Source organism: Enterococcus sp. C46, from assembly GCF_040887565.1.
GTDB classification, from domain to species: domain Bacteria; phylum Bacillota; class Bacilli; order Lactobacillales; family Enterococcaceae; genus Enterococcus_B; species Enterococcus_B lactis.
In genome coordinates this window covers 89,143-112,448 of the sequence record NZ_JBFOGA010000003.1, presented here as the reverse complement: position 1 = coordinate 112,448, position 23,306 = coordinate 89,143, and the positions used below count along the sequence as shown (strand labels likewise).

The window sequence follows — 23,306 nt, the reverse complement described above, 5'->3', positions numbered from 1 at the left end:
ATCATAATCTTGTTACTGTTTTATTTACTTTTAAATTAGGAATTTCCCTAGTCAAAAAAACTGTTTGTGGTATGATTATATAGGGAAAACCTATTTATAAATATTTCTATGAATATATTAGTTTAATTATGCTTTTAAAATAAAAAGCGCTCATTCTGATGTGAATGAATCACATCTTTATTTATCTATCATCAATATTTAGGAGTGAATCTATGGAAAAGCCGTTCGTCAAGTTATTGGCTACTGTGGCGGTAGGCACAGGCGCTATTGTGATTTGCTTGTTTGGATACCATCTCAATAATCAGCGGCAACATCATCAACGGATCAATTACGCAGAATCTGCCATCACCAATCAAAAAGACACCATGACCTCTTTATCAAAAGAAGTAGATAAGCTGTACAGTACAAAAGAAAAAATTTTCCTAAATCCTGAAGTAACAGAAGAAACAGTTTCAAATTTGTCACATAAACTATCTTCTATCAAACTTTCGGCAGATGATTATGACATCAAGGAATCAGAATTACCTAAAGAAGCTGCTGCGATCCAAGAAGAAAAGAAAGCAGTCTTAACGCAGTTAGAGGATGCAGAATCAAAACTGAAGATCCAGACGGCTGTCAATAAATTATTTACTAAAAACGTATCAAACTGGCAGCAAGCTGTGGATGATGTCATCATCAAAGAAAAGTTGGCAAGTGCAGATGTCGCCCATGTACGTGAAAATATGAGCTTTTTTAAGGATAGTGCTTGGAAAACAGTCGTTATGCAATATCTAGGATTCGCTGATACCCAAATTGCACAAGTCACGCAACTAGATCAGCTATTCGATACGATGCTGAAAGACGGTCAAGTAACAGCTACTGCTACTTACGATCAATATATGACCGCACTCAGTCTCATCGAACAGATCCGGAATGAAAAAATAAGAGCCGCATACGCGTCAAAAGCAGAAACAGTCGCTCAGCAAATGGGCTATAGCAATACGAGCTATTAATAAGCGAGAATTCAAGCAAGGCTAGTAAACGGAGGAAACTATGGCAAAACGAAGAAGAAAATCAAGAGGGAAAAAGATATTTCTAATTATTTTAGCAATTCTTGTCGTATTAGTATTAGCAATCGTAGGAGTAGGAGCAAAATTATATCTAGATCTCTCACATTCTATTGAGAAAACTTACGAATCAGTGGAACGAACCCAAGGAGAACGAACGAAACCAGTTGATCTGGACAAACAAGAATCTTTCTCTGTTCTATTGATGGGGATTGATACTGGAGATTTAGGTCGGGTCGATCAAGGAAGATCAGATACGATGATGGTTGCCACAGTCAGTCCTGAAGACAAACAGACAACGATCGTCAGCATTCCTCGAGATACGTATGTCGACATCGTAGGTCGTGACACAAAAGACAAGATCAACCACGCTTACGCATTCGGCGGAGCTGCCATGGCGATGGATACCGTACAAAAATATGTAGACATCCCAATCGATCACTATGTCTCTATCAATATGAAAGGGCTAAAAGAACTTGTTGATGCAGTTGGTGGTATCGAAGTCAATAATGACCTCACTTTCTCACAAGATGGCTATGATTTTACGATCGGTAAAATTACATTGAACGGGGATCAGGCATTATCTTATTCTCGTATGCGTTATGAAGATCCAAACGGTGACTATGGTAGACAAGAGCGTCAAAGAAAGATCGTAGAAGGTGTAGCGAAAAAAGTATTGAGTCTAAACGGTGTCAGCAACTATCAATCCGTTTTGAATGCTCTAGAGTCGAATATGAAAACAGACATGAGCTTTGATGAAATGAAAAAAATCGCTTTAGATTATCGGGAGGCATTTGGTACGATCAAGCAAGATCAGCTGCAAGGAGAAGGCTTCATGCAAGACAATATCTCATACCAAAAAGTCAGCGATCAAGAACTTGACCGTGTGAAAAAAGAATTAAAAGATCAAATGAATCTAGAGAATAAATAGGAAAGTGGAGAAAAAATGGAAGAGACAATCAGCTTGAAAGAAATTTTTGAAACATTACGCAAACACTTGGCAACAATCATCATCTCAATGTTTGCTGGCTTGGCCATCTCAGGAATCGTGACGTTTTTCATCTTGACACCAAAATACAGTTCACAAGCACAATTGATCGTGACACTGCCACAATCAGACACTGCAAATGTCAATGATGTCAATACGAACCTACAAATGATCAATACGTATAAAGATATGATTGTCAGTGATCTAGTATTAAATGAAGTCAAAGATCGTTTAGAAACAGAAGACAATGTAAAAATGACTGCTGGACAAATCAAAGATGCCATCTCCGTCAATCAGTCACAAAATTCACAAATGTTCTCGATCCAAGCAACAAGCACGAATGCAGTGACGGCTCAACAGATTGCTAATACAACGTCACAAGTATTCCAAGAGAACGCCAAAGACGTGATGAATGTCGATAAAATCTCGATCATCTCAGGTGCAGTTGCCAATACGACACCTGTTTCGCCAAATAATAAATTGAATCTAGTGATTGGCTTAGTGTTAGGAATGATGGTAGGCGTAGGTCTAGCTTTCTTATTTGAATTACTCGATCGGACAGTAAAAGATGAAAAATATGTGACGGATACATTAGGCTTCCCAATCTTAGGAACTGTACCAGAAATGTCAGCGAAAGAATTGAATGCTGGTATCCGTAAAAAAGGACCAGCTCCGACACAACCAAAAGCTATAAACGATAAAACAGCGCCATCACGCAGAAGCCGCTCAAGAGTCTAGGAGGAAAGAAAAATGGCACGAACACAGAAACAAAAAGCAACCCAAACTCATGCAGTCAGTTTGGTCACACTCACAAATCCCTCTTCACCAATCGCTGAACAATATCGTACGATTCGGACGAATATCCAGTTTGCCTCCGCAGCTGGTCAGCAAATCAAAACGATTGTTGTGACTTCATCAGGACCTGGAGAAGGGAAATCGACCACTGCAGCAAACATTGCCGTTGTTTTTGCCAAATCTGGTCAACGGGTGCTGCTAGTCGACGCAGACTTACGTAAGCCCGTCATCTATAAAACGTTCAAGTTGAACAACGCAAGCGGATTAAGTACTGTTCTTAGTTCATCAGGAAGTGTAGCAGATGAGATCCAACGAACACCAGTCGACAATTTGTCGATTCTGCCAAGTGGACCTAAACCACCAAATCCATCAGAACTACTAAGCTCGCCAAGAATGGATCAGATTTTAGCAGAAGCAAGACAACTATTTGACGTAGTGATCTTCGACATGCCGCCAGTCGTTGCCGTAACAGATGCACAGATTATGTCTTCAAAAACGGATGGTACCTTATTGGTCGTACGTGAAAATACGTCACGTAAAGAATCATTGTCTAAAGCAAAAGAATTGCTGGATATGGTACAAGCGCGTGTCCTTGGTGTTGTATACAATGGGGCAGAACACAGCAAAGATGCTGGCTATTACTACGGGAATTAAGAAATAAAAAGAGAGGAGACAAGAGAAATGATTGATTTACATTGCCATATCTTGCCAGGAATCGATGACGGAGCAGAAAACTTAGATGCCAGTATCGCCATGGCTGAAAAAGCGATTCAACAAGGGATCACACATATTTTATGCACACCCCATCATAATAATGGAAAATACAGCAATGAAAAATCCCAAGTCATTTCTCTAGTCGCTTCGTTACAAGCAGAATTAGAGAAAAGACAATTACCTTTGACGTTATTGGAAGGACAAGAAGTACGTATTACCGGAACACTGATTGAAGACATCCACCGAGATGAAATTTTATTTACAGATTTAGATGATACATATCTTCTAATCGAATTTCCGACACTGGAAGTGCCGTTATATGCAGAACAGCTCTTTTTTGAGTTGTTACAACTAGGAAAGACACCAGTGATCGTCCATCCAGAACGCAACGCGCATTTTCGTAAAGACACGAATCATTTGCTGCCATTCCTAGATATGGGATGCTTGGCCCAACTCACCGCACCAAGTTATGTCGGTGTATTTGGCAAAGACATCCAGAAAACAGCCAAAATGATGGTCAAACATAACCTCGTGCAAATGGCTGCCTCTGATGCCCATGGGGTCTCTAAACGCACCTTTTACTTAAAAGAATGTTATGAGCAAATCGCCAAGGACTTTGGTAAGGAAAAAGTAGCACAGATGAAACAAGTCGCAAAGGACCTGATCAACGGGGATGAGATCAGTTATCCAGTCTATGAAGAGGTAAAAAAGAAGAAGTTTGGTTTATTTTAGTTCTTCATTCATAGATAAAATGGAAATGAGGAGAGAGTGAAATAGTGAAAGGGACTGAAAGTATGGAAAGTGAAGATTTATTGTCTCGCATTAGTGAAGTACATCCAAATCAGGTTTGGTTGGATAAAGAAAAAGTAGAAAAACGGTATGTCTACTTGTTTTTTAAAAGAATGATTGATATCGTGGGGAGCATTATTGGTTTGATTCTAGCTTCTCCTTTGATGATTTATGTAGCTTATCGAATAAGAAAAGAAGAACCAAAAAGTCCGATAATTTTTAGTCATACACGGGTTGGTAAAAATGGAAAAACATTCAAAATGTATAAATTCCGTTCGATGTGTTTAGATGCTGAAGAAAAATTGGAAGAGTTACTGGATCAAAATGAAATAGAAGGGGCAATGTTCAAGATGAAAGAAGATCCCCGTGTCACCAAAATAGGTAAAGCTATCCGTGCCAAAAGCATTGATGAATTACCACAGCTATGGAATGTTTTAAAAGGAGATATGAGTTTAATTGGTCCACGCCCGCCTTTGGAGAGGGAAGTAGCTGAGTACACGAGATATGATCTTCAACGCTTGTATGTAAAACCTGGATGTTCAGGTTTGTGGCAAGTTAGTGGTAGAAATGATGTTAGTTTTCATGCAATGGTTGATTTAGATTTAGAATATATAACTAATCAAAGTTTATTGAATGATTTTAAACTAATCATCAAGACAATCTGGATCGTTATAAAACCGAATGGGGCATATTAAGGAGTGTAAGTTATTGAAAATTTGTTTAGTAGGTTCAAGTGGGGGACATCTGACCCACCTATATTTATTAAAAAATTTCTGGGAAAAAGAAGAAAGATTTTGGGTGACATTTGATAAAGAGGATTCGAGAAGTATGTTGAAAAATGAACGTTTTTTTTCATGCTATTATCCCACAAATCGCAATGTAATAAACTTAATCCGTAATTCTTTTCTCGCTATTAAAATACTATTAAAAGAAAAACCAGATTTAATCATATCTTCCGGTGCGGCTGTAGCAGTTCCGTTTTTCTATTTAGGTAAACTAATGGGAGCAAAAACTATCTACATTGAGGTTTTTGATAGAATTGATGCGCCAACCCTGACTGGAAAATTAGTATATCCTGTGACAGATAAATTTATTGTGCAGTGGGATGAGATGAAAAAAGTGTATCCAAAAGCAATTAATCTCGGAGGTATATTTTAATGATATTTGTGACTGTTGGAACACATGAACAGCAATTTGATCGTCTAATAAAAGAAATTGATAGATTAAAAGAAAGCAGATTGGTTTCAGAAGAAATTTTCATGCAAACTGGATTTTGCAACTATATACCTAAAGCTTGTGATTTCCAACAATTTTTATCTTATGAGCAGATGGAAGAATATATTGATAGAGCTCGTTTAGTAATCACTCATGGTGGCCCCTCTACATTTATGAACGTTTTAAAAAAGGGAAAAAAACCTATAGTTGTTCCTAGACAAAAACAGTTTAGTGAACATGTAAATGATCATCAATTAGAGTTTGCTGAAGCAGTTAAAAAAAAGGGCTATGATATTTATGTAATTAAAGAGATTAATGAACTCTTAAATTTATTAAATGATTCTAAAAATGATATACAAATTAAGGTAAATAGTAATAATTTAAAGTTTTGTGAAAAACTAGAAAGTATTGTAAATAGTTTAGATATCAAATAATTTTTAGAGAAGGAGGAATTTTAAAGTATGATACCTAAGAAGATTCATTATTGCTGGTTTGGAAAAAATCCACTTCCAAACGAAGTAAAAAAATGTATAGAATCATGGAAGTTGTTTTGTCCTGATTATGAGATTATTGAGTGGAATGAAGAAAATTATGATGTATTCAAAATTGATTATATGGCTGAGGCTTACAAAGCAAAAAAATATGCTTTTGTTTCTGATTACGCTCGATTGGATATTATTTATAATAATGGTGGCATATATTTAGATACAGATGTAGAACTGATTAGACCATTAGATGATCTTTTACATCATTCTTGTTATTTGGGGATGGAGTTACCAGGTAGAGTCGCTACTGGATTAGGTTTTGGTGCTGTCAAAGGCAACAATTTCTTATATGAGAACATGAAATATTATGAACATAAGTAAGCGCCCCATAGAACAGTACCTGTACGTCAAATAACCCGACCTATAGAATAGAATCGGGAATGTTTGGCGTTTTTAGTTACGAGAAAAATGTTGTTGTACATCCTTGTTCCAAGGCAACAGTTGATCTAAAGTTTCTGCTGAAAGTACGGGAAGATTTGGTATCTTATCAAATAGAAACTCTAGATACTTTACAGGATTCAATCCGTTAAGTTCTGCTGTTTTATATACACTCAGAATGATTCCTGAAGTTCGTGCTCCTTCAAGACTTGTGGAATGCAACCAATTTTTCCGTCCTATCACCAGCTCTTTGATATTTCGCTCCGCACGATTATTTGTGAGTTCTAAACGACCATCTTCAAAAATAGGTTCAAAACCACTTCGTAGTTTACACGCATATTGAACGGCTGCATCCAACTTGGATTTTGCAACAGGATCTATCGTTGCCATCCACTCATAAAAAGCAATAAATAATGGACGCAGTTCTTGTTGCCGACAGCTTAATCGCTTCTCAGGAGAAAAGTCTTTCCATTTCTTTTCTAGGACAAACCATTTATCCAATTGTTTGACTGCTTGAGCTGCGGGAATATCCGTGTTTTTCTTTCCTTTTGGAATTGCTTCGAAAAATTTCCGCCGAACATGCGCGAAACAATAGACAAGTCGTACACTTTCCACGGCATTATACCCGCTATAGCCGTCACAGTGTAAATACCCTGTAAACTCCTTGAGAAAAGTTTTCGGAACATCTCCAGCACGACTTTCGTCGTGGTGATAATAAACGATGGGATGCTGACTGTCTTTTCCTGTACAAAACTGCCAGTAATAGGTATCTGTTTTGGCACTTTCAATCACACGATAACTTGTTTCATCCCCGTGTAGAATCTCTTCTTGATTAAGATAGACTCTTAATCGTTCTCCTAAAGGGTCTAACGCGTTTTGCACTGCTTTAATATGCCAATTGGTGATATTATCTCTCGAAATATCCAACCCATGTGTTTGTTTCCAATAGTTCTCTTGCCGATAGGCAGGAACTTTCTGACCAAATTTCATCCGGATCGTTTCCGCCACTAAACTATTGGAACCTAAGCTATTAGAAATCAAAGGTTTAGGAACGATCGCTTTTTTAAAAGAAGAAAGTCCTTCTTTTTCGCAGCTTTTACAACAATAGGTATGTTGATAATGGGTGAGACAATCCAACATAGCCTGATGGAAACGAATTTCTTCTCGTACTTTTGTCCGTCCGATATCTTTCATCTGTGAACCGCAATGTTCACAAAATTGTTCTTCCAAAGGAAGGAGATGTTCTTTCTCTGTTATAGGTAAGTGTTTGATTTTGTCTGCTTTCGTTCCTACAACTCGTTGATGTCCTTTTACTGGAATAATGGTGGCAGCTGCTTCTGGAACACTTACAGAAATTTCTTCATCACTAAAAAGATTCAATTGCCCATTCGTTTCCTCAAAGAGAGTCTCTTTAGAGCGTCCAAATAATTTGTTGGTTAAATAATTGACCTTTTCATTCAATAGTTGGATTTCAGTTGTAAGATTCTGGATGGTTTGTTGTTGTGCTTGATTGGTTTTATGGGCTTCTTGAAGCAACTGAAGCAACGTATCTGTAGTTTCCAAAATTTTTCACCACCTTGAATCGAACTGATTTTGTTACAGAATACCACAAGAAACGCACAAGAAATAGGGGTTCAACACATTTTTTGTGTTAACCCCCCAGCTTAAAAAACTCCTTTTTTTCCTGGCAAAATAGCTCGAGGTTGATCGATACTTAATCCTTCTAACAACCATCGAACCTGTTGGTTCGTTAAGGTTCGAACTTCGTCTTTCGTCCGAGGCCATTTTAACTTGCCGTTTTCTATCCGCTTATAACAGAGAAGAAAACCATCACCGTCCCAATAGAGAAGTTTGAAACGGTCTTGACGGTTCCCGCAAAATAAAAAAACGGCATCTTCGTAAAGCTCGAGTTGATACTCTTGTTGAATAAGACTGACAAGACCATCAATTCCTTTTCGCAAATCTGTTTTTCCGCACACAATATAAATATGTTTGGTTTGAAGTAAATCATAAAGCATTGGACAACAGTTCTTTCAAAATAGCTTGAAGAATATAATTGTTAATACCGTTATAGATCAAAACTTCAGAACCATTCTCTCTTTTGATGCGCATCGCTAACTTGGCAGCCGCGGGTTTACCTTTTTCTGGTGCACTCTTTTCGTTTCCTAATTGGACAGGAACAATCTCATTTAATTTATACATAGAAAACCTCCAGACTTCTTGATAGCTCAAGTATATCTTGAGGTGCATTTGTTAGTAAGGTACTGTTCTATGGGGCGCTTACGTAGCACCTTTTGTTACCGAAGGCGAAGAAAAAGCGAGTAGTTGGATGTTAGAAGAAGGAAAACAAAATATTAAAGAATTAAGTACACTATTAGAAGAAACAGCAACACCTGTCTACGTTGATAGATAAGAAAAAGTTGTTTCTTCATAAAAAGATGCTGCTGCAATTAGATAGCGATCAATCGATGATTCAAATTAAACATTCACTTAAATAAAAATATCGACCAGATTTCTTTTTCAAAAATCTTGGTCGATATTTTTAATTGCTAAAACTGTTAATGAATTTTTATTACACTCTTATTTACTATCTACTTCCGCTTCTGTTGCTTTCCTGCATTGCGGCCTTTGTTGTTTGTACTGTTTTTCGGTTGCTTGATTTGTTTGGTTGCTTGTTTGCTGTCAGCTGGTTTAGCTGATTCTGTCACATCTTTTCTTGGAGTGACGACTTGTTTTGGTGGGTTTTGTTTCAACTCTTCTGCCACTTGTGCTTTCAAACGTGGTTTCATCATAACGTTTGTGATGAATGTTTGCAGACAGCTGAACACACCACCGACTACCCAGTAAAGTGTAACACCGGCTGGCGCACTGATCGACATGAAGACGATCATAGCAGGAGAGACGATCAGCATCGTACGCATCGTCTTTTTCTGTTCTTCAGGAATACCGATCGTTGAGATATATCCTTGAAGCAGATAAGCGACCCCTGCAATGGCAACAAGTACCATACTTGGTGAGCCTAGATCGATGCCATAGAAAGATGATTCACGAATACCTTCTGTGTAACGTGCCGTAAAGTACAAGGCAGAGAAGATCGGCATTTGGATCAATAGAGGCAGACAGCCGATTCCGCCGGTCATACTCAATCCGTTTTCGCGGTATACTTGCTGCATTTCTGCTTGTGCTGCCATTTGTTCTTCACGTGTTGTTGCAGCTTTTAGCTTTTGTTGGGCTGCTTCAACTTGTGGTTTTAACGCTTGCATTTTTTCAGATTGGATCATTGTTTTTTTCGATTGACTAATACCTAGTGGCAAGATGATGATACGGACGATCACAGTCATTGCAATAACTGCCCAGCCATAAGACCAATTGAAATTCTCAACTAGATATGTAATCGCTTGGCCCATAGGATGGACGAGTACTCGATAAACGATTCCCGAAGTGTCAGGGTTTCCGTTTGAATCCATCCGCACACAGCCAGATAAAAAGAGCAGGATACTGACAAGTCCGGATCCCAATAACCAGTTTTTCCATTTATTCATAGAATACTTCCTCTTCTATAATTTTTACACAAACTTAACTATACTAAAAAAGCGCATGGAATTCAATCAACTTCATAGAAATTTCATATAAATATTCGTTCTTTTACGTAGCGGAAAATTTTGAAAAAAAGACAAAAAATCAAGAAAGAAATACTAGGAAAAAGTAGAATGATTCCAAGTGTTTCTTTCTTACTTTAATAAACTAAAAACTTTTTTTCTGCCCGAAAAAGCGGAGTCAAATGAACTCACTGCAAGTGATAGATCAGCTTTTTCACTGCTGTCCTTAATTTTTGAGGCAAAGCGCCTCAAGAATAACCTTATCGACGGTGTTCAAAAGTCAGTTTCTCGGTATTAACAAAATATGAGAAGCTATTTTGAAAATGTTTCTCCTTAATACTCGAGGCAAAGCGCCTCAAAAACAACCTTATCGACGGTGTTCAAAAGCTTGCATCTACGGCATTAAGTCCAGCCTGTTGAAAAATATGGAGAGCTATTTTTCACAACCTGTCCTTAATGCTTGATGCAGACCAGCTTTTTCACAACCTTATCCCACCACATCAAATTTCTTTCGTTCCTCAATCATCGGGTCTTCTTGGACATCCACATACTGCACTCGTCCACTTGGGCTCGGTGATTTCTTGACTTCTTCAATAAATTTCTGGATGATGTCGTCATTGCCGATTGCTTCGATTGTGACTGAGCCGTCGTCTTCGTTTTTTACCGTTCCAGTCACGCCTAGTTGATCAGCGACCATCTTGGTCATGTAGCGAAATCCTACGCCTTGGACGCGTCCTTGGACGTTCATTTTAACTTTGCGCATGTTCGTCACCTTTCTTTCCTATTTTATAAATTAATGATACCGATTTTTTTAGGATGAAACAAGCTCAAGCACCTATTCCATGATATAATCATGGGGAGGTGAGGAATGTGAAAGAGATCCAATCAGCAAAAAATCCAAGAATCAAAGAATTAAAAAAACTACATAAAAAGAAATATCGGGAAGAAAAGGAAGAATATCTTTTGGAAGGGTTCCATCTGATTGAAGAAGCTGCGTCGTCTGATGCAGAAATAAAAGAACTTTTTGTGACACAGCGAGGCATGAAAGAATGGGGAGACTGGCTGGCCGCAAACAAAGAGATTTCTACTTTTCTAGTTTCGGATGTGGTCATGGATGCTGTATCGGATCTACCTACACCACAAGGAATCTTAGCAGTGATGGCGTTAACGGCTGAAGGCACGCCAGATTTTTCAGGAGGATGGCTGTTATTAGATAATGTACAAGATCCTGGAAATGTAGGGACGATGATCCGTACGGCAGATGCATTTGATATGGCTGGTGTTTTATTAGGCAAAGGAACGGCAGATATTTATAGTACAAAGGTGCTGCGCAGCATGCAGGGAAGCAATTATCATTTGCCTGTGTTGCAAAAAGATTTGACAGAAGTGATTCCTTTAATGAAAGACAAAGGGTTTACAGTGTATGGCACAGAATTAAATGAAGAAGCACACGCATTAGACAAAGTAGAAAAATCAGATAACTTCGCAATAATCATGGGGAACGAAGGTCAGGGGGTAAGTCAGGAAATCTTGTCTTTGACTGATCAGAACGTATATATCCCGATGAAAGGAAATGCGGAATCGTTGAATGTTGGGGTTGCGGCAGGGATTGTTCTTTATCATTTTTCTTTATGATTAAGGAACTATTAAGCTTTGGCTATTTTATCCAAGGCGACTAGAATAATCCGAACACTGGTGGTATACTTAGATCAATTTCAGAAGAAAATGAAATTCAAAAAGGTGGCAGATCGATAATTATGACAGAAAAATGGCGTGAAGACGAAGAATATATGTCTTATGTAGAAGATCTTTTAGAAACAGAAGCAGTGAAAAAATTAGCGAATTACACACAGCATGTTCATTCCACTCGTTTGGAGCATTCCATCAGTGTTTCTTACTATAGTTATCTGCTCGCAAAAAAATGGGGTGGCAATGCTAAAGCAACAGCGCGTGCTGGACTTTTGCACGATCTGTTCTACTATGATTGGCGTACGACGAAATTTGATGAAGGCACACATGCGTATATCCATCCAAGAATCGCTGTAAAGAATGCAGAAAAGATCACCGAATTGTCGGATCTTGAGCGAGATATCATTTTGAAGCACATGTGGGGCGCAACGATTGCACCGCCTAAGTACAAAGAAGGATATATCGTAACATTCGTAGACAAATACTGCGCAGTCAAAGAAGCCGCTCAGCCTATGTCAGCAAGTATGCGTAAGAGATGGCAACGTTACTTCGGAAAAGAATCCTCGATTTAACAGGTAAAACCAATAATAGACCATATTGAGGTTGTGCCAGAAGTGGGTCAGCTTCAAGAAATAAGAAGGAATTTACGAAAATTGCTTCTCAAATTTTTGTGAAATTCCGGCTTATTTTTCGAAGAAGCTACTTCTGGAACACCGTTTGTTTATAGAAAGGGACTTTGACACGACTTTTGTCACAGTCCTTTTTCTGTTTGCAGTTGACTATCTGCTCAAGATACGGTTTACTTTTATTTATCGAATGAATCATGTACATAGAAGAATGAACATTAAAGGGGGTGATGATAAGATGCAAAACGTATCTTATTTAAAAGAGTCCGGGATCTTCAGGTAACACATACTTTGCAGAAGATCACTTTTTTCTACAAAGTATGCACTTTGGTTAGAAGAAAGGACTTTAAAATCATGGAACAAACAATGAAACCATATCAATATTTTTTTATAAAAAGAGAAGTAGAGCAGTTATTAAATGCGTACTCATCTGTCAATGACTCAAAAACGGTACAAACGGTTCAGGCTCTAGCAGCTGAAAAGATTCGCGATGTATTAGGTTACGAACCACCAGAAATCGATACGTTTTTAACGACAGTTTTAGATGTAAAACTGACAAAAACGCAAGCAGAACGAGCATTGGAGGAGCTGAAGCAAATCGTCCAGCCGTTTATGCAGCCGAGCAAACCACAAATCGAGAAATTATTCCGAAAAGTGAAAAAACTCAAACAACCCGCTTGGAATGAAATCGACTTGCAAGCACATACGTACATCGGTTGGAATGATCCAGGGACGCAAAAAAAATTCATGGTTTATTACGAAGATGGAAAATTAAAAGGGATCAGCGGTACTTTATCACCAACGATTAATAAGGGAATCTGTGCGATCTGTCAGAAAACATCGAATGTCTCGCTCTTTCTTTCTACAACGAAAGCCGGTTCTGATGGCACGTATACGAAAAAGGGGAATTATATTTGTCATGATAGTGATCAATGTAATCAACAGTTAACGAAATTGGCTCCTTTCTATGAATTTGCTGAACGTGTAAAGAAAGAACGATAATTTTATTGTTTTTTACAGAAAAATATGCTATCTTTTAATGGAAGTGAATAGGTGATGGTGTTCGCCTTTAAATGCTAACGTAAGATAGCTAATGACGCCTACTAAAGTCTGGGGCCAGCCCCTTTCTTTAGTAGGCGTTTTTTTATTTGAGGAGGAATTTTTTATGGAAAAACAATTACCGAGTCCAGTGCGTATTTTGATGTACATGTTGAAGTGGCTGGTGGTCACAGCGATTCTCGGAGTATTCATGGGGAGCTTGTCTGCTTTTTTCTTAAATAGCCTGACGTTCGTGACAGATATCCGACTAGCACATCCTTGGCTACTTTATCTATTGCCAGTCAGCGGCGCGCTTTTTGCTTATCTTTATGCGTATCATGGCGGTCTTTCTAGTCGTGGGAATAACTTAGTGATCGATCAAGGGAATGGAGGAGAAGAGAAGATCCCTTTGCGGCTCATTCCATTGACCTTGTTTGGGACCATCACTACCCATTTATTTGGGGGATCTGTTGGTCGTGAAGGAACAGCAGTTCAAATGGGGGGAGCATTAGCTGATAATATAGCGCATTTATTCCGATTGGATAAAGCAGAACGGGAGATTTTGGTTATCAGTGGAATCAGTGCGGGTTTTAGTTCTGTATTTGGCACACCTTTAGCTGGAACATTATTTGGATTAGAAGTGTTGGCAATCGGTAAAGTCCGAACAGAAGCAATATTTCCTAGCTTCTTTGCTGCGCTTTTTGCAAATTTCATGACAGAAAGCTATGGTGTTTCTCATCTACATTACCAAATGGGTGTGATTCCTGAATGGAGTATGTTGCTGTTCTTCAAAGTTTTTGTTGCTGGGATTGCTTTTGGTTTGATTGGTTGGGTATTCAGCCGTTCGATCGTCTTTTTAAAAGCGCGGTATGCGCAATGGATTCCTCATCCTGTTTGGCGAAATACGATAGGTGGAGCAGTAGTTGTAGCCGCAGCGTTGATTTTGCAAACACAACGTTACCTTGGGTTGAGTCTTCCGTTACTGCAGGAATCATTTAATGGACAGGCACATGCTTATGATTTTATTGGGAAATTATTCTTCACGGTCTTGTCTTTAGGTGCGGGGTACCAAGGGGGAGAAGTGACACCACTATTTGAGATTGGTGCAACGCTTGGCGCAGTACTAGCGCCTTTGCTCCATGTTTCTGTTCCTTTTCTTGCTGGATTAGGTTTTATCGGGGTATTTTCTGGTGCGACAAATACACCGATTGCCTGTTTTGTGATGGGAATCGAATTATTTGGTTCACAAGCTGCTGTTTACTTCTTTATGATCTGCTTGATCAGCTTTATGTGTTCAGGAAACAGCGGTATTTATTCTGCACAGCAAGTAGCCGTCAAAAAAGGAATACTATTCTTGCCAATCGTCAAGAGAATAAAAGAAAAAACCAAGGTGTGACATATGTTTTGTCACACCTTGGTTTTTTAGAAAAGTAAAGTGATCAGTGATAAGAATGCGGAACCTGCGAAAAGCAATCCGCAAATGATCATATGTCTTTTTTTGTTCATCATCAAGATGGCGATGTATTCTCTTAAAAACGCGTTAGGCAAGTAATAGAAAGCTGTTTTTGCCCCAATGCCATTTGCCTTCAGTTTCGCTTGTCGTGCATAGAGACCAGCTCTGAAAATGTGGTAATTGTTGGAACTGAAGATCGCGCGATAGGGCCCTTTCATTTGCTGATCCATGATTTCCTTTGAATAGCGCATATTCTCCAAAGTGGTTGTCGAATTGGTTTCGACAAGAATATCTCTTTCAGGAATTCCTTGTTCCATGGCATATTGTTTCATCGCCATTGCTTCTGGTACTTTTTCGTCTGCTCCCTGTCCACCCGACATTAATAGGATAGGCGGATTTAATGTCGCACGGCTTTGTGCCCAATAAAAAGCAATCGCCTTATTGATTCGCTTGGCAAGAAGAGGAGAAACTGTTTCTCCATTGATCAACCCGGCGCCTAACACAACGATGAAGTCTTGGTTGTATCGAGGGCGGTTGAACTGATACAAGAATGAGACAGTCAAAAAGTTGTAGAATACGATAAATAGATAGATCAAGATCAATGGGATGCAGAAAAACAAAGCATTTATCCATTGTGGTAAATATTTTAACAAGAAAAAGTCAAAAACAAGAAACAATGTAAGAAAAATGGCTAGTATCAACGTTAAAAGATTAGCTAATGAATGCGACTCTCTACGTAAAACTGTGACACCGTTCCAAAAAAGAAAAACGATCAATCCATAAATGCCGAATAGAAAGACAAGCAGTAACGGGATCGTGATCAAGGCAATCAGTCCGCCAAGAAAAATATTTTGTGTTTCGTATAGCAAGACAAACAAGTAGATACCAAAACTAATGAGGAAAACATTGAATAAAAGACCATTCAGCAGCCTTCGCTTTTCTGAAAAATAGGAAAAGGCAAAGATACTGAAAAACACTAAGGGAATCAAAAAATAAAAGGTCGAATAAAAAATTTCCAACACGACAAAATAAGTCAAGATTACCGCAAATGTCCACGTACTGCTGTAAAAGAACAAGGAAGGATCCTTTTTCTGTTTTCGCCAATAAACGATGGAGAATACCCCAATAAGATAGAGAACCAAAAAAATCAGATCTCTGGTTAGATTCATAAATTCAACTCCTTTTTCTTATACAGTATAACGAAAATAGATGAAAAAAGCTGTTATTTAAACTAGAAAAAGCAAAAAAACATCTTCCACATGGAAAGATGCTTTTTTCTTTTTGTTCAATTAAAACAAGTTACCGAAAAATTCTGCGACGCGTCGCCAGCCAATAACGAAAATATTTGCTTTTTCTACGGTTTTATCCGTGATGATTTCTGTGGATGGCGCGTTGTTGTCTTCTAGATAACCTAATTTATCTTCTGCCAAGGTGATCGTTGCGGTACCGATTTTTGTTCCTTTATCCATAGGTGCTTGGATCTCATTGTCAGTGACTTGTTTTTTGTCAAGAGTTGGTGTGATTGTTAATTTTCCAGTATCCATATCGTTCCGTACCCATACTTTTACAGGACTTTTAAGCACAACGGGCACTGTTGATTCTTTCCCGTCTTTTACATCAATGGTTTTTAGACTAGGGATACTTGCATTGGCTTTTCCAAGCTCTTTTTCTGACCAATTGTCGTAGCAATAATCCATTAAGCGAGCTGTTTCATTGAAACGGGCACTTAGGTTTTCCGCATGGCCGTCTGCATTCAATACGACAGTGATGATTCGTTGATCGTTTTTAGTGATCGTACCGACGAAACAGGCTCCTGCAAGTTCAGTCGTACCAGTTTTTAATCCGTCCACGCCTTCTTTATAATTCACGAATCCTGGGAGCATCCAGTTCCAGTTGACCATTTCTACTGGTGATTGCGTGTTTTCGCCAAACATTTGTGTCGTAGTGCTAGATACATCCAGTATTTCTGGAAAATCCAAGATCAAATGACGGGCAACGATAGCCACATCTTGAGCAGACATTTGATTTTCGTCGTTTTCTCCAGTACCTTCTGGTCGGTTTTCGCCAAGATAAGAGTTATTCAGTCCTGATGCATTAACGATCGTTGCATCTTTGATACCCCAATCTTTCAATTGTTCTTTCATTCGTTCAGTGAATTTTGCTTCGCTGCCAGAGATTTTTTCTGCCAAGGCAACCATTGAAGCGTTGGCTGACTGGATGATTGCAGAGTCGAATAATTCTTTAACGGTGTAGGTGTTTTCTTTATGCAAAGGAACATTTGATAAATCTGGGGTGACACTCAAATTTTCTGCATAATCTGAAATTGAAACTTTATCATCCCATGATAGTTTCCCTTCTTTTACTTGATCAAGGACGATGTAAAGACCGATGATTTTTGTGATTGAAGCGATCCCCATGGTTTTTTCTCCATCTTGATCATAAAGAATCTTACCGCTTTGCGCATCTACAGCAAAGGCTGCTTTTGCATTTACTTTGAAAGTATCTTCAGCTTGCACAGCAACAGATGGTAGAAAAGAAGCAAGGCAAAGAATGAGACTAGCCAATAATAGGACTAGACGTGTTTTTTTTATGGACATATCCGATCTCCTTGTATTTAATTTGTTTCGCTACAAATTAAAATTTTATCAGAGAGGGAAGAGAGTTTCAATGTTTCTGAAAAAAACTTTAGGATAAGAACGCGCGTTATGAAAAGGTTAGCGGTCATTTTTTCGTACTTTTATAGGAACAGGCTGTGTTTCCGCCTCTAATAAGCGGGAAGCGCTGAAAGCAAACAAGCTGATGATACTTAATAAACTAAAAATCATAATCAAATGCATAAGGTCCACCTCTTTTATTCTTTTTCTTAGTCTAACAGCCTTTCATGAAGAATAGTTGAAGACTATACCCAAATAATTGAGGAAATTATGAAGATAACTTAAAAAAATTGCAAAATACCCAACTAAAGAAACCGTTTTATTTTTTTAGATACGTTTTATTGTATGGAAAAATAGTGTTGTGGTAGACTTTAGATAGACACAAAGGAATGATTTTTTTAGGAGGGGTACGTTTATGGCAAAAAAGGATAAAGAACTACTGTCACAATTGACTTCAGAAGGCGCTAAAGGACCGTTCGTCACGATCATGCTGAATACGCATGTCGCACATCAAGATGTGGAAAAAGATCAAATCAAATTCAAAAATTTTGCAAAAGAAGCAAAGAAACGTTTTGAAAAAAAATATTCCGAGCATGACTGGTCCCCGTTCCAAGAAAAAATTGAAAATTTGTTAGGAGATCCTTCGTTTTGGCGTAGTGCAACTACGAGTGTAGCGGTCATTATAACTGCTGATCAAACCTATATACATCGTTTGAGTATCCCGGTAGACGATCAATATTATGTAAGTGATCTTCCTTATTTACTGGCCATTATCAAAAATGGACAGTTCAACTATTCCTATTATCTGTTGGGATTGAACCGCGACTCCATGAAATTGTATGAAGTCAGCAACAAACAAGTAAAAGAAGTGTCTCTACCAGAAGGGGCACCGGTCGATGTTGTTACTGCATTGGGATCTGAACTGACAGGTGGCGGTTTGAACTTCTCTTCTAATGGAGGAGGCGGTGCCCGAGATGGCGTTACTTTCCATGGCGTGAATCCAAAAGATGAAGAAGTAGAGATCGATTGGGTCAACTATTACCAAGCAGTTGATACGTACTTGAAGGATTCTTTCGAAAATCCTGAACAATGGCCGATTTATTTATTCGCTCTACCAGAAAATCAGACGATGTTCAAAAAAATCGCCAAAAATCCTTACTATTGTGCAGACGTTGCGATTTCTGCTTCTCCAGCACAACTATCCTTTAGAGATATCGAAGAAGGAGCGAAGAAGCTGTCAAGTGAACTAGCAGCCCAAGAATCAAAAGAGTACAATAAACTTTTAGATAAGAAATTCATCGATCAGTTAGTTGATATCGTTCCAGCTGCGAAAGAAGGAAAAGTATCCCATTTGTTTATCGCTACGTCAAACTTAGCTGATGGTTTCGGAGAAGATCCTGAAACAGAATATGATCGGCGTCAAGTGCTGAATGCTTTGGCAGACGATGTGATTATTAATGGTGGGAAAGTGTTTATTTTGGATCAAAAAGATGCGCCAGATGAAAAGAGTCTGACAGCGATTCTTCGTTATTAAAGAGGTTGTGAAATCAGTGTTTTTATCTGAGTATTAGAGAGAAAAAGCTGTTCTGCATCAAGAATAAGAAGAGATTTACGAAAATTATTTCTCAAATTTTTGTGAAATTTCGGCTTATTTCCGAAGAAGTTACTTCTGGAACATCGTTTATCAAGAGGTCGTGACATCGTCACGACCTCTTTTTTGACGATTATGATACAAAAAACACCATTTATGAATGAAATGCAAATAACGGTCGTTCTTGAGATATGATTTTAATTGGGAAAAACTTATCGATAAGGAGATCTTTATGAAAAAAAGACTGTTATGGTGTTTGCTGTCTCTATCCCTAAGTTTAACAAGTCAACCAGTTTTTGCAGAAGAAACACAGCGTTCTCTAAGCACAGGCGCACGTATGTACAAAAATATTTATGCGCAGACATCAGCGTTTGATTCTGCGTTCCCTGAAACAGAAGAACGGGCTTTGCAGCCAAGGTTTGGTTATTTTTGGTATTGTCCGTCATGTGATTACGAAAGTTGCTGGCATTTCTTCCATTCAACAGCTGCAGCTTTTGCTGTTACCCATGCTCAGAAATATGATGGGCATCATCCTGTCATTTATGAGGTATAGGTATGAACAAAAAAGAAAAATTAATCTCGTTGATCGTATTGGTTTGTCTTGTTCTTCTGGTCACTGTCATAGGCTATCAGAAATACCATGAGAACATCAGACCTACTAAAGAGTCTTCCCCATCCTCAACCGTTGAAACAGAAACAATAAATAGTCAGATAGAATAATTTTTTAGTTTAAAGAGGTGCAATGGATCGAAAGAGGGGTATCTGAACAATAGAACGTTTGTCATTAAGAAAGTTCGGTTTTTCACTTGATGTAATCGCTGAGAAAACATTTTTTTATAAAAAAATATCGAAAAACTCTAGCGTTTTTGTAAACGGTATGATATACTGTAGAAGTAGTTTTTGTTCGGTAATCTGTGGTAGCTTGTTTCAAATAAACATCTTCCAGATATACACCATTCAAGTAATTGCAAAATATGTGTTGAAACACAAGGAGGATTTTTATTATGGAAACAGGTACAGTAAAATGGTTTAACTCAGAAAAAGGATTTGGATTCATCACTGCAGAAAACGGAAACGATGTATTCGTTCATTTCTCAGCTATCCAAGGCGACGGATTCAAAACTTTAGAAGAAGGCCAAGCAGTAACTTTCGACGTTGAAGAAGGTCAACGCGGACCTCAAGCAACAAACGTTACTAAAGCTTAATTTACCTATATTAAAAATAAAAGTCCAGACATTTATGTGTCTGGGCTTTTTTGTCTTTTTTTCCTTAAAAAGCGATGAGAGTATTTTTCTGCACTTTGTAGTATAATTTCAAAAGAACATTAGAGGCAGGAGAAGAGGAAGATATTTTGAAACCAAGAACTTATGCAGTCGTTGATATCGAGACGACTGGGACGAATCCAAAAGAAGATCGGATCATCCAATTTGGCTGCGTCATGATTGAAGCTGGTCGGATCACTTCACGTTTTTCGATCGATATTCATCCAGGGCGGAAGATTTCAAAACAAATCCAGCATTTAACAGGGATCACGAATCAACGCGTCCAAAAAGCGCCTTATTTTGAAGATGTCGCCCAAACGATTTACAATCTTTTGGCAGACACCATATTTGTCGCGCATAATATTTATTTTGATTATAATTTTTTGAACCATGAACTCATGCGATGCGGACTTCCTAGTTTGAAGATACCGGGCATCGATACCGTAGAACTTGCACAAATTTTCTTGCCGACGGAACCAAGTTTTCGCTTAGCTGATTTGTCAGAAAGCCTTGGCTTTTTTCATGAGAATCCTCATCAGGCGGATAGTGATGCCGAAGTGACAGGTCAGCTTCTTTTACTGATCGAAGAACGAATGAGGAAATTGCCGATCATCACATTAGAGCAGATTGCACGATTAAGTAGCCATACAGGAATGGATACGAGTCGTTTCATTTACCACGTGCTTGAAGAAATGAAAGAAAACCCGGAGCCCCTTGATCTCTCATTAGAAATCATCGATGGGCTAGCTTTGCAGAAAAAAGAAGTGGAACTATTCACATCCGTCCATTATGGCGAGCGGACATATCCAAGAAAAAAACAAGCAAAAGAAAAAATGTTTGGTAAAACACTGATGTATCGAAAAGAACAGAACAGGCTGATGAATGCTGTCTACGACCATTTCACAAAAGATGAATCAAAAGATTTGATGATCGAAGCAGCTACAGGAATGGGCAAAACGATTGGTTATCTGTTGCCTTTGAGTTATTTGGCTACACCTGAAAAACCAGCTGTCATCAGCACCGTTTCGCTTGTTTTGCAGCAGCAGATCATGGAAAAAGACATTCCATTACTGAATCAATTACTAGAACAGCCGATACAACCTGTGATTATCAAAAGCTATCGCCACTATATTGATTTACAGCGTTTTAAAGGTACACTTGTGGAACCGCCGGGACAAAAACAATATGCTTTGTACCAAATGGCTGTCTTAGTATGGCTAACACAAACGAAGACCGGTGATTTGGATGAATTACATTTAACTAATCTGAACCATGCATTCTTTGCAGATGTCGCGCACAGAGGCACCGGGTTTTTAGCAAGGAATCAGTCGTTTTACAAACAAGACTTTGTGCGTTTCTTGCAAAAGAAAATCAAACAAAGCAATTTTTTGATTGTCAACCATGCATTTTTAGTACAAGAAACACAGCGAAAAGAACCATTGCTTCCAGCTAGTCCTTATTTGTTGATTGATGAAGTGCATCATTTGCCGGAAATTGCTGAAAAAGTAAATGACAAACGACTAAGTATTAACTACTTCCATAAACAAATCCAGCAGTTGGAAGAGCCGAATCAGTTATTTGACCGCATACAAAGTTATTTGCCGAAGGAACATGAAGCCTTACGCTGGTTGTCGATTTATCGAGAAGAACTCTCTGCGCTATGCGAAGCGCAGATTTGCGTGGCAGAGGGATTAATGAACTTAGTAAGCAGCAAGCAACCTAACGGACAATATCCAGAAGAAGTCATGATGACAAAAGAAATGTTGGATCAGCTGCCACTGGAATCTGGGACAGCAATGGATCACCTGCAACTTTTTTATCAAGAGATCCAACAACTACAATCACAAATGCGCTTGACTTTTGAGATTATCCAAGAAAGTTGGACTAACCAGATGCGGATCGATTTAGCAAGTTTATATAGCTTATTTGATCAATTAGACAAGCAATACTTGCTGATGGACCAATGGCTAGAAGATTGGCGAGATCATTTGATCCATTGGTTCGTTCCTGGGAATACAGCACAGCAGATGATTTTTCATCTCCATGATTTTCAAGCAGCTATGTTGCCGTCCACTGTGTGGTATCCACGATATGACCATATTCTTTATATTGGAGGAACGCTGAAGATCGGACCTAATCGACAGTATCTCTCTAAACGACTGGGCATTGAAGCAGCACCTCTTAAAGTGATTGCTTCTCCTTATGATTACGAGAAACAGGCAAGAATCTATGTGCCGAAAGAAGCACCTGCAGTCCATCAAGTCAGCAATCAAGCATATATCGATTATTTAGAAGCAGCACTCACAGGATTGATTGAACAAGAAGATCGGCCGATCCTTGTTTTATTCACTTCTCATGATGTTTTGCAAAAGGTATATCAGAAAATGCATTTGTCTATGCTAGAAAAAGGACGTGAAATTCTTGCTCAAGGATTTGGCGGAAGTCGGGAAAAACTTTTGAAACGCTTCATTTTGTCAGAAAAAAGCGTCTTATTTGGTGCTGACAGCTTTTGGGAAGGTGTAGATTTGCCTGGAGATGCTTTGCAGATCGTTGTAGTCACACGTTTACCCTTCGATAATCCGCTTCGCCCGATGGTCAAAGCTAGGAACGCTTATTTAGAATCAGAGGGGATCAATCCTTTTTACCAGGAATCCGTACCTAAAGCAGCTTTGAAGTTACGCCAAGCATTAGGTCGCTTGATAAGGACGGAGACAGATCGTGGCGTATTGCTTATTTTGGATCGAAGACTAGTCACTGCAAAATATGGCGCACGAATCATCCATGCATTACCGAAAAAAGTACCGATAAAAGAGCTAGCTATGGATGAAATCTATCAGGATATCCATGAATTCTTAAAGAAAAATGAAGAAGGAAGTTAAAGGTGCCGTCTTTTTTCATCATTAAAATCTGCTATAATGAAAAGG

24 protein-coding genes, 2 pseudogenes and 1 riboswitch are annotated in these 23,306 nt (G+C 38.5%); of the genes and pseudogenes, 18 read left to right on the top strand and 8 right to left on the bottom strand.

The features are described from left to right. The first annotated feature begins 212 nt into the window (after positions 1-212). The 9 genes and pseudogenes from AB3I27_RS06160 to AB3I27_RS06120 all read left to right on the top strand — a co-directional run. Entirely contained in the window at positions 213-992 is a 780-nt protein-coding gene (locus AB3I27_RS06160) for a hypothetical protein (RefSeq protein ID WP_368022943.1), read from the top strand. Positions 993-1,032: 40 nt separating this feature from the next. Next, on the top strand, positions 1,033-1,977 hold the full coding sequence (locus AB3I27_RS06155) for an LCP family protein (RefSeq protein WP_002314701.1): 945 nt from the start codon (positions 1,033-1,035) through the stop codon (positions 1,975-1,977). Between the two features lie 15 nt (positions 1,978-1,992). Continuing rightward, positions 1,993-2,772, top strand: coding sequence for a YveK family protein (locus tag AB3I27_RS06150; protein ID WP_104835672.1), 780 nt, complete (start codon positions 1,993-1,995; stop codon positions 2,770-2,772). 12 nt (positions 2,773-2,784) lie between these two features. Then, positions 2,785-3,483: a CpsD/CapB family tyrosine-protein kinase gene (locus AB3I27_RS06145; protein ID WP_368022942.1), complete on the top strand. Its 699-nt coding sequence runs from the start codon at positions 2,785-2,787 to the stop codon at positions 3,481-3,483. 27 nt (positions 3,484-3,510) lie between these two features. Next, on the top strand, positions 3,511-4,275 hold the full coding sequence (locus tag AB3I27_RS06140) for a tyrosine-protein phosphatase (RefSeq protein ID WP_368022941.1): 765 nt from the start codon (positions 3,511-3,513) through the stop codon (positions 4,273-4,275). Between the two features lie 62 nt (positions 4,276-4,337). Then, positions 4,338-5,027, top strand: coding sequence for a sugar transferase (locus AB3I27_RS06135; protein WP_123837932.1), 690 nt, complete (start codon positions 4,338-4,340; stop codon positions 5,025-5,027). A gap of 13 nt (positions 5,028-5,040) precedes the next feature. Then, positions 5,041-5,490 (top strand): PssD/Cps14F family polysaccharide biosynthesis glycosyltransferase, encoded by a 450-nt coding sequence (pssD, locus tag AB3I27_RS06130; RefSeq protein WP_278023342.1) that lies wholly within the window; start codon positions 5,041-5,043, stop codon positions 5,488-5,490. Beyond that, complete coding sequence (pssE, locus tag AB3I27_RS06125; protein WP_278023341.1) at positions 5,490-5,981, top strand: PssE/Cps14G family polysaccharide biosynthesis glycosyltransferase; 492 nt, start codon at positions 5,490-5,492, stop codon at positions 5,979-5,981. The genes pssD and pssE overlap by 1 nt, the downstream gene beginning before the upstream one ends. A 27-nt stretch (positions 5,982-6,008) precedes the next feature. Beyond that, positions 6,009-6,404, top strand: a pseudogene (locus AB3I27_RS06120) (glycosyltransferase family 32 protein); the annotation flags it as partial. Between the two features lie 81 nt (positions 6,405-6,485). Here AB3I27_RS06120 and AB3I27_RS06115 read toward each other — a convergent pair. The 3 genes from AB3I27_RS06115 to AB3I27_RS06105 form a co-directional block, all read right to left on the bottom strand. Next, entirely contained in the window at positions 6,486-8,033 is a 1,548-nt protein-coding gene (locus tag AB3I27_RS06115) for an IS66 family transposase (protein WP_002296127.1), read from the bottom strand. A 101-nt stretch (positions 8,034-8,134) separates the two neighbouring features. After that, positions 8,135-8,488: an IS66 family insertion sequence element accessory protein TnpB gene (gene tnpB / locus AB3I27_RS06110; protein ID WP_368022920.1), complete on the bottom strand. Its 354-nt coding sequence runs from the start codon at positions 8,486-8,488 to the stop codon at positions 8,135-8,137. Beyond that, positions 8,478-8,672: a hypothetical protein gene (locus AB3I27_RS06105; RefSeq protein WP_002285758.1), complete on the bottom strand. Its 195-nt coding sequence runs from the start codon at positions 8,670-8,672 to the stop codon at positions 8,478-8,480. Before AB3I27_RS06105 ends, tnpB begins: the two co-directional genes overlap by 11 nt. A gap of 82 nt (positions 8,673-8,754) precedes the next feature. Here AB3I27_RS06105 and AB3I27_RS06100 point away from each other — a divergent pair. Then, a pseudogene (locus AB3I27_RS06100) lies at positions 8,755-8,883 on the top strand (tagatose-bisphosphate aldolase); the annotation flags it as partial. A 178-nt stretch (positions 8,884-9,061) separates the two neighbouring features. Here AB3I27_RS06100 and yidC read toward each other — a convergent pair. Together yidC and AB3I27_RS06090 are read right to left on the bottom strand one after the other, a co-directional pair. Continuing rightward, positions 9,062-10,012, bottom strand: coding sequence for a membrane protein insertase YidC (gene yidC, locus AB3I27_RS06095; protein ID WP_002291748.1), 951 nt, complete (start codon positions 10,010-10,012; stop codon positions 9,062-9,064). A gap of 544 nt (positions 10,013-10,556) precedes the next feature. Continuing rightward, positions 10,557-10,832 carry an acylphosphatase gene (locus AB3I27_RS06090; RefSeq protein ID WP_002289551.1) on the bottom strand — a complete coding sequence of 92 codons (276 nt, stop codon included), beginning with the start codon at positions 10,830-10,832 and terminating at the stop codon, positions 10,557-10,559. Positions 10,833-10,939: 107 nt separating this feature from the next. On the opposite strand from AB3I27_RS06090, the gene AB3I27_RS06085 reads away from it, so the two are divergent. From AB3I27_RS06085 to AB3I27_RS06070, 4 genes are all read left to right on the top strand, one after another. After that, positions 10,940-11,704: a TrmH family RNA methyltransferase gene (locus AB3I27_RS06085; RefSeq protein ID WP_368022940.1), complete on the top strand. Its 765-nt coding sequence runs from the start codon at positions 10,940-10,942 to the stop codon at positions 11,702-11,704. Positions 11,705-11,826: 122 nt separating this feature from the next. Further along, entirely contained in the window at positions 11,827-12,330 is a 504-nt protein-coding gene (locus tag AB3I27_RS06080; RefSeq protein ID WP_002291751.1) for an HD domain-containing protein, read from the top strand. Between the two features lie 408 nt (positions 12,331-12,738). Then, positions 12,739-13,386, top strand: coding sequence for a FusB/FusC family EF-G-binding protein (locus AB3I27_RS06075; protein WP_002336521.1), 648 nt, complete (start codon positions 12,739-12,741; stop codon positions 13,384-13,386). Between the two features lie 41 nt (positions 13,387-13,427). Then, positions 13,428-13,494: riboswitch (Fluoride riboswitch) on the top strand. Positions 13,495-13,549: 55 nt separating this feature from the next. Beyond that, positions 13,550-14,818, top strand: a complete 1,269-nt coding sequence (locus AB3I27_RS06070) for a voltage-gated chloride channel family protein (protein WP_025478139.1) — start codon at positions 13,550-13,552, stop codon at positions 14,816-14,818. A gap of 26 nt (positions 14,819-14,844) precedes the next feature. On the opposite strand, the gene AB3I27_RS06065 is transcribed toward AB3I27_RS06070, so the two are convergent. The 3 genes from AB3I27_RS06065 to AB3I27_RS06055 all read right to left on the bottom strand — a co-directional run bounded on the left by AB3I27_RS06065 (position 14,845) and on the right by AB3I27_RS06055 (position 17,712). Then, positions 14,845-16,044 carry a YdcF family protein gene (locus AB3I27_RS06065; RefSeq protein ID WP_025477212.1) on the bottom strand — a complete coding sequence of 400 codons (1,200 nt, stop codon included), beginning with the start codon at positions 16,042-16,044 and terminating at the stop codon, positions 14,845-14,847. 120 nt (positions 16,045-16,164) lie between these two features. Then, the gene (locus AB3I27_RS06060; RefSeq protein ID WP_368022939.1) at positions 16,165-17,472 is read right to left on the bottom strand and encodes a serine hydrolase; all 1,308 of its coding nucleotides are present in this window, start codon (positions 17,470-17,472) and stop codon (positions 16,165-16,167) included. A 117-nt stretch (positions 17,473-17,589) separates the two neighbouring features. Next, positions 17,590-17,712, bottom strand: a complete 123-nt coding sequence (locus AB3I27_RS06055) for a hypothetical protein (RefSeq protein WP_002294875.1) — start codon at positions 17,710-17,712, stop codon at positions 17,590-17,592. Positions 17,713-17,944: 232 nt separating this feature from the next. On the opposite strand from AB3I27_RS06055, the gene AB3I27_RS06050 reads away from it, so the two are divergent. From AB3I27_RS06050 to AB3I27_RS06035, 4 genes are all read left to right on the top strand, one after another. Continuing rightward, complete coding sequence (locus tag AB3I27_RS06050; RefSeq protein WP_002294874.1) at positions 17,945-19,063, top strand: hypothetical protein; 1,119 nt, start codon at positions 17,945-17,947, stop codon at positions 19,061-19,063. A 289-nt stretch (positions 19,064-19,352) separates the two neighbouring features. Further along, the gene (locus tag AB3I27_RS06045; RefSeq protein WP_002291761.1) at positions 19,353-19,673 is read left to right on the top strand and encodes a hypothetical protein; all 321 of its coding nucleotides are present in this window, start codon (positions 19,353-19,355) and stop codon (positions 19,671-19,673) included. 451 nt (positions 19,674-20,124) lie between these two features. Next, entirely contained in the window at positions 20,125-20,325 is a 201-nt protein-coding gene (locus AB3I27_RS06040) for a cold-shock protein (RefSeq protein ID WP_002288762.1), read from the top strand. Between the two features lie 146 nt (positions 20,326-20,471). Further along, positions 20,472-23,261 carry a helicase C-terminal domain-containing protein gene (locus AB3I27_RS06035; RefSeq protein WP_368022938.1) on the top strand — a complete coding sequence of 930 codons (2,790 nt, stop codon included), beginning with the start codon at positions 20,472-20,474 and terminating at the stop codon, positions 23,259-23,261. Positions 23,262-23,306 lie beyond the last annotated feature (45 nt).

Bases quoted from the DNA above. Each gene is read 5' to 3' on its own strand.
- AB3I27_RS06160 (WP_368022943.1), top strand. From the start codon at position 213: ATGGAAAAGCCGTTCGTCAAGTTATTGGCTACTGTGGCGGTAGGCACA.
- AB3I27_RS06155 (WP_002314701.1), top strand. From the start codon at position 1,033: ATGGCAAAACGAAGAAGAAAATCAAGAGGGAAAAAGATATTTCTAATT.
- AB3I27_RS06150 (WP_104835672.1), top strand. From the start codon at position 1,993: ATGGAAGAGACAATCAGCTTGAAAGAAATTTTTGAAACATTACGCAAA.
- AB3I27_RS06145 (WP_368022942.1), top strand. From the start codon at position 2,785: ATGGCACGAACACAGAAACAAAAAGCAACCCAAACTCATGCAGTCAGT.
- AB3I27_RS06140 (WP_368022941.1), top strand. From the start codon at position 3,511: ATGATTGATTTACATTGCCATATCTTGCCAGGAATCGATGACGGAGCA.
- AB3I27_RS06135 (WP_123837932.1), top strand. From the start codon at position 4,338: ATGGAAAGTGAAGATTTATTGTCTCGCATTAGTGAAGTACATCCAAAT.
- pssE (WP_278023341.1), top strand. From the start codon at position 5,490: ATGATATTTGTGACTGTTGGAACACATGAACAGCAATTTGATCGTCTA.
- tnpB (WP_368022920.1), bottom strand. From the start codon at position 8,488: ATGCTTTATGATTTACTTCAAACCAAACATATTTATATTGTGTGCGGA.
- AB3I27_RS06105 (WP_002285758.1), bottom strand. From the start codon at position 8,672: ATGTATAAATTAAATGAGATTGTTCCTGTCCAATTAGGAAACGAAAAG.
- yidC (WP_002291748.1), bottom strand. From the start codon at position 10,012: ATGAATAAATGGAAAAACTGGTTATTGGGATCCGGACTTGTCAGTATC.
- AB3I27_RS06090 (WP_002289551.1), bottom strand. From the start codon at position 10,832: ATGCGCAAAGTTAAAATGAACGTCCAAGGACGCGTCCAAGGCGTAGGA.
- AB3I27_RS06080 (WP_002291751.1), top strand. From the start codon at position 11,827: ATGACAGAAAAATGGCGTGAAGACGAAGAATATATGTCTTATGTAGAA.
- AB3I27_RS06075 (WP_002336521.1), top strand. From the start codon at position 12,739: ATGGAACAAACAATGAAACCATATCAATATTTTTTTATAAAAAGAGAA.
- AB3I27_RS06070 (WP_025478139.1), top strand. From the start codon at position 13,550: ATGGAAAAACAATTACCGAGTCCAGTGCGTATTTTGATGTACATGTTG.
- AB3I27_RS06065 (WP_025477212.1), bottom strand. From the start codon at position 16,044: ATGAATCTAACCAGAGATCTGATTTTTTTGGTTCTCTATCTTATTGGG.
- AB3I27_RS06060 (WP_368022939.1), bottom strand. From the start codon at position 17,472: ATGTCCATAAAAAAAACACGTCTAGTCCTATTATTGGCTAGTCTCATT.
- AB3I27_RS06055 (WP_002294875.1), bottom strand. From the start codon at position 17,712: ATGCATTTGATTATGATTTTTAGTTTATTAAGTATCATCAGCTTGTTT.
- AB3I27_RS06050 (WP_002294874.1), top strand. From the start codon at position 17,945: ATGGCAAAAAAGGATAAAGAACTACTGTCACAATTGACTTCAGAAGGC.
- AB3I27_RS06045 (WP_002291761.1), top strand. From the start codon at position 19,353: ATGAAAAAAAGACTGTTATGGTGTTTGCTGTCTCTATCCCTAAGTTTA.
- AB3I27_RS06040 (WP_002288762.1), top strand. From the start codon at position 20,125: ATGGAAACAGGTACAGTAAAATGGTTTAACTCAGAAAAAGGATTTGGA.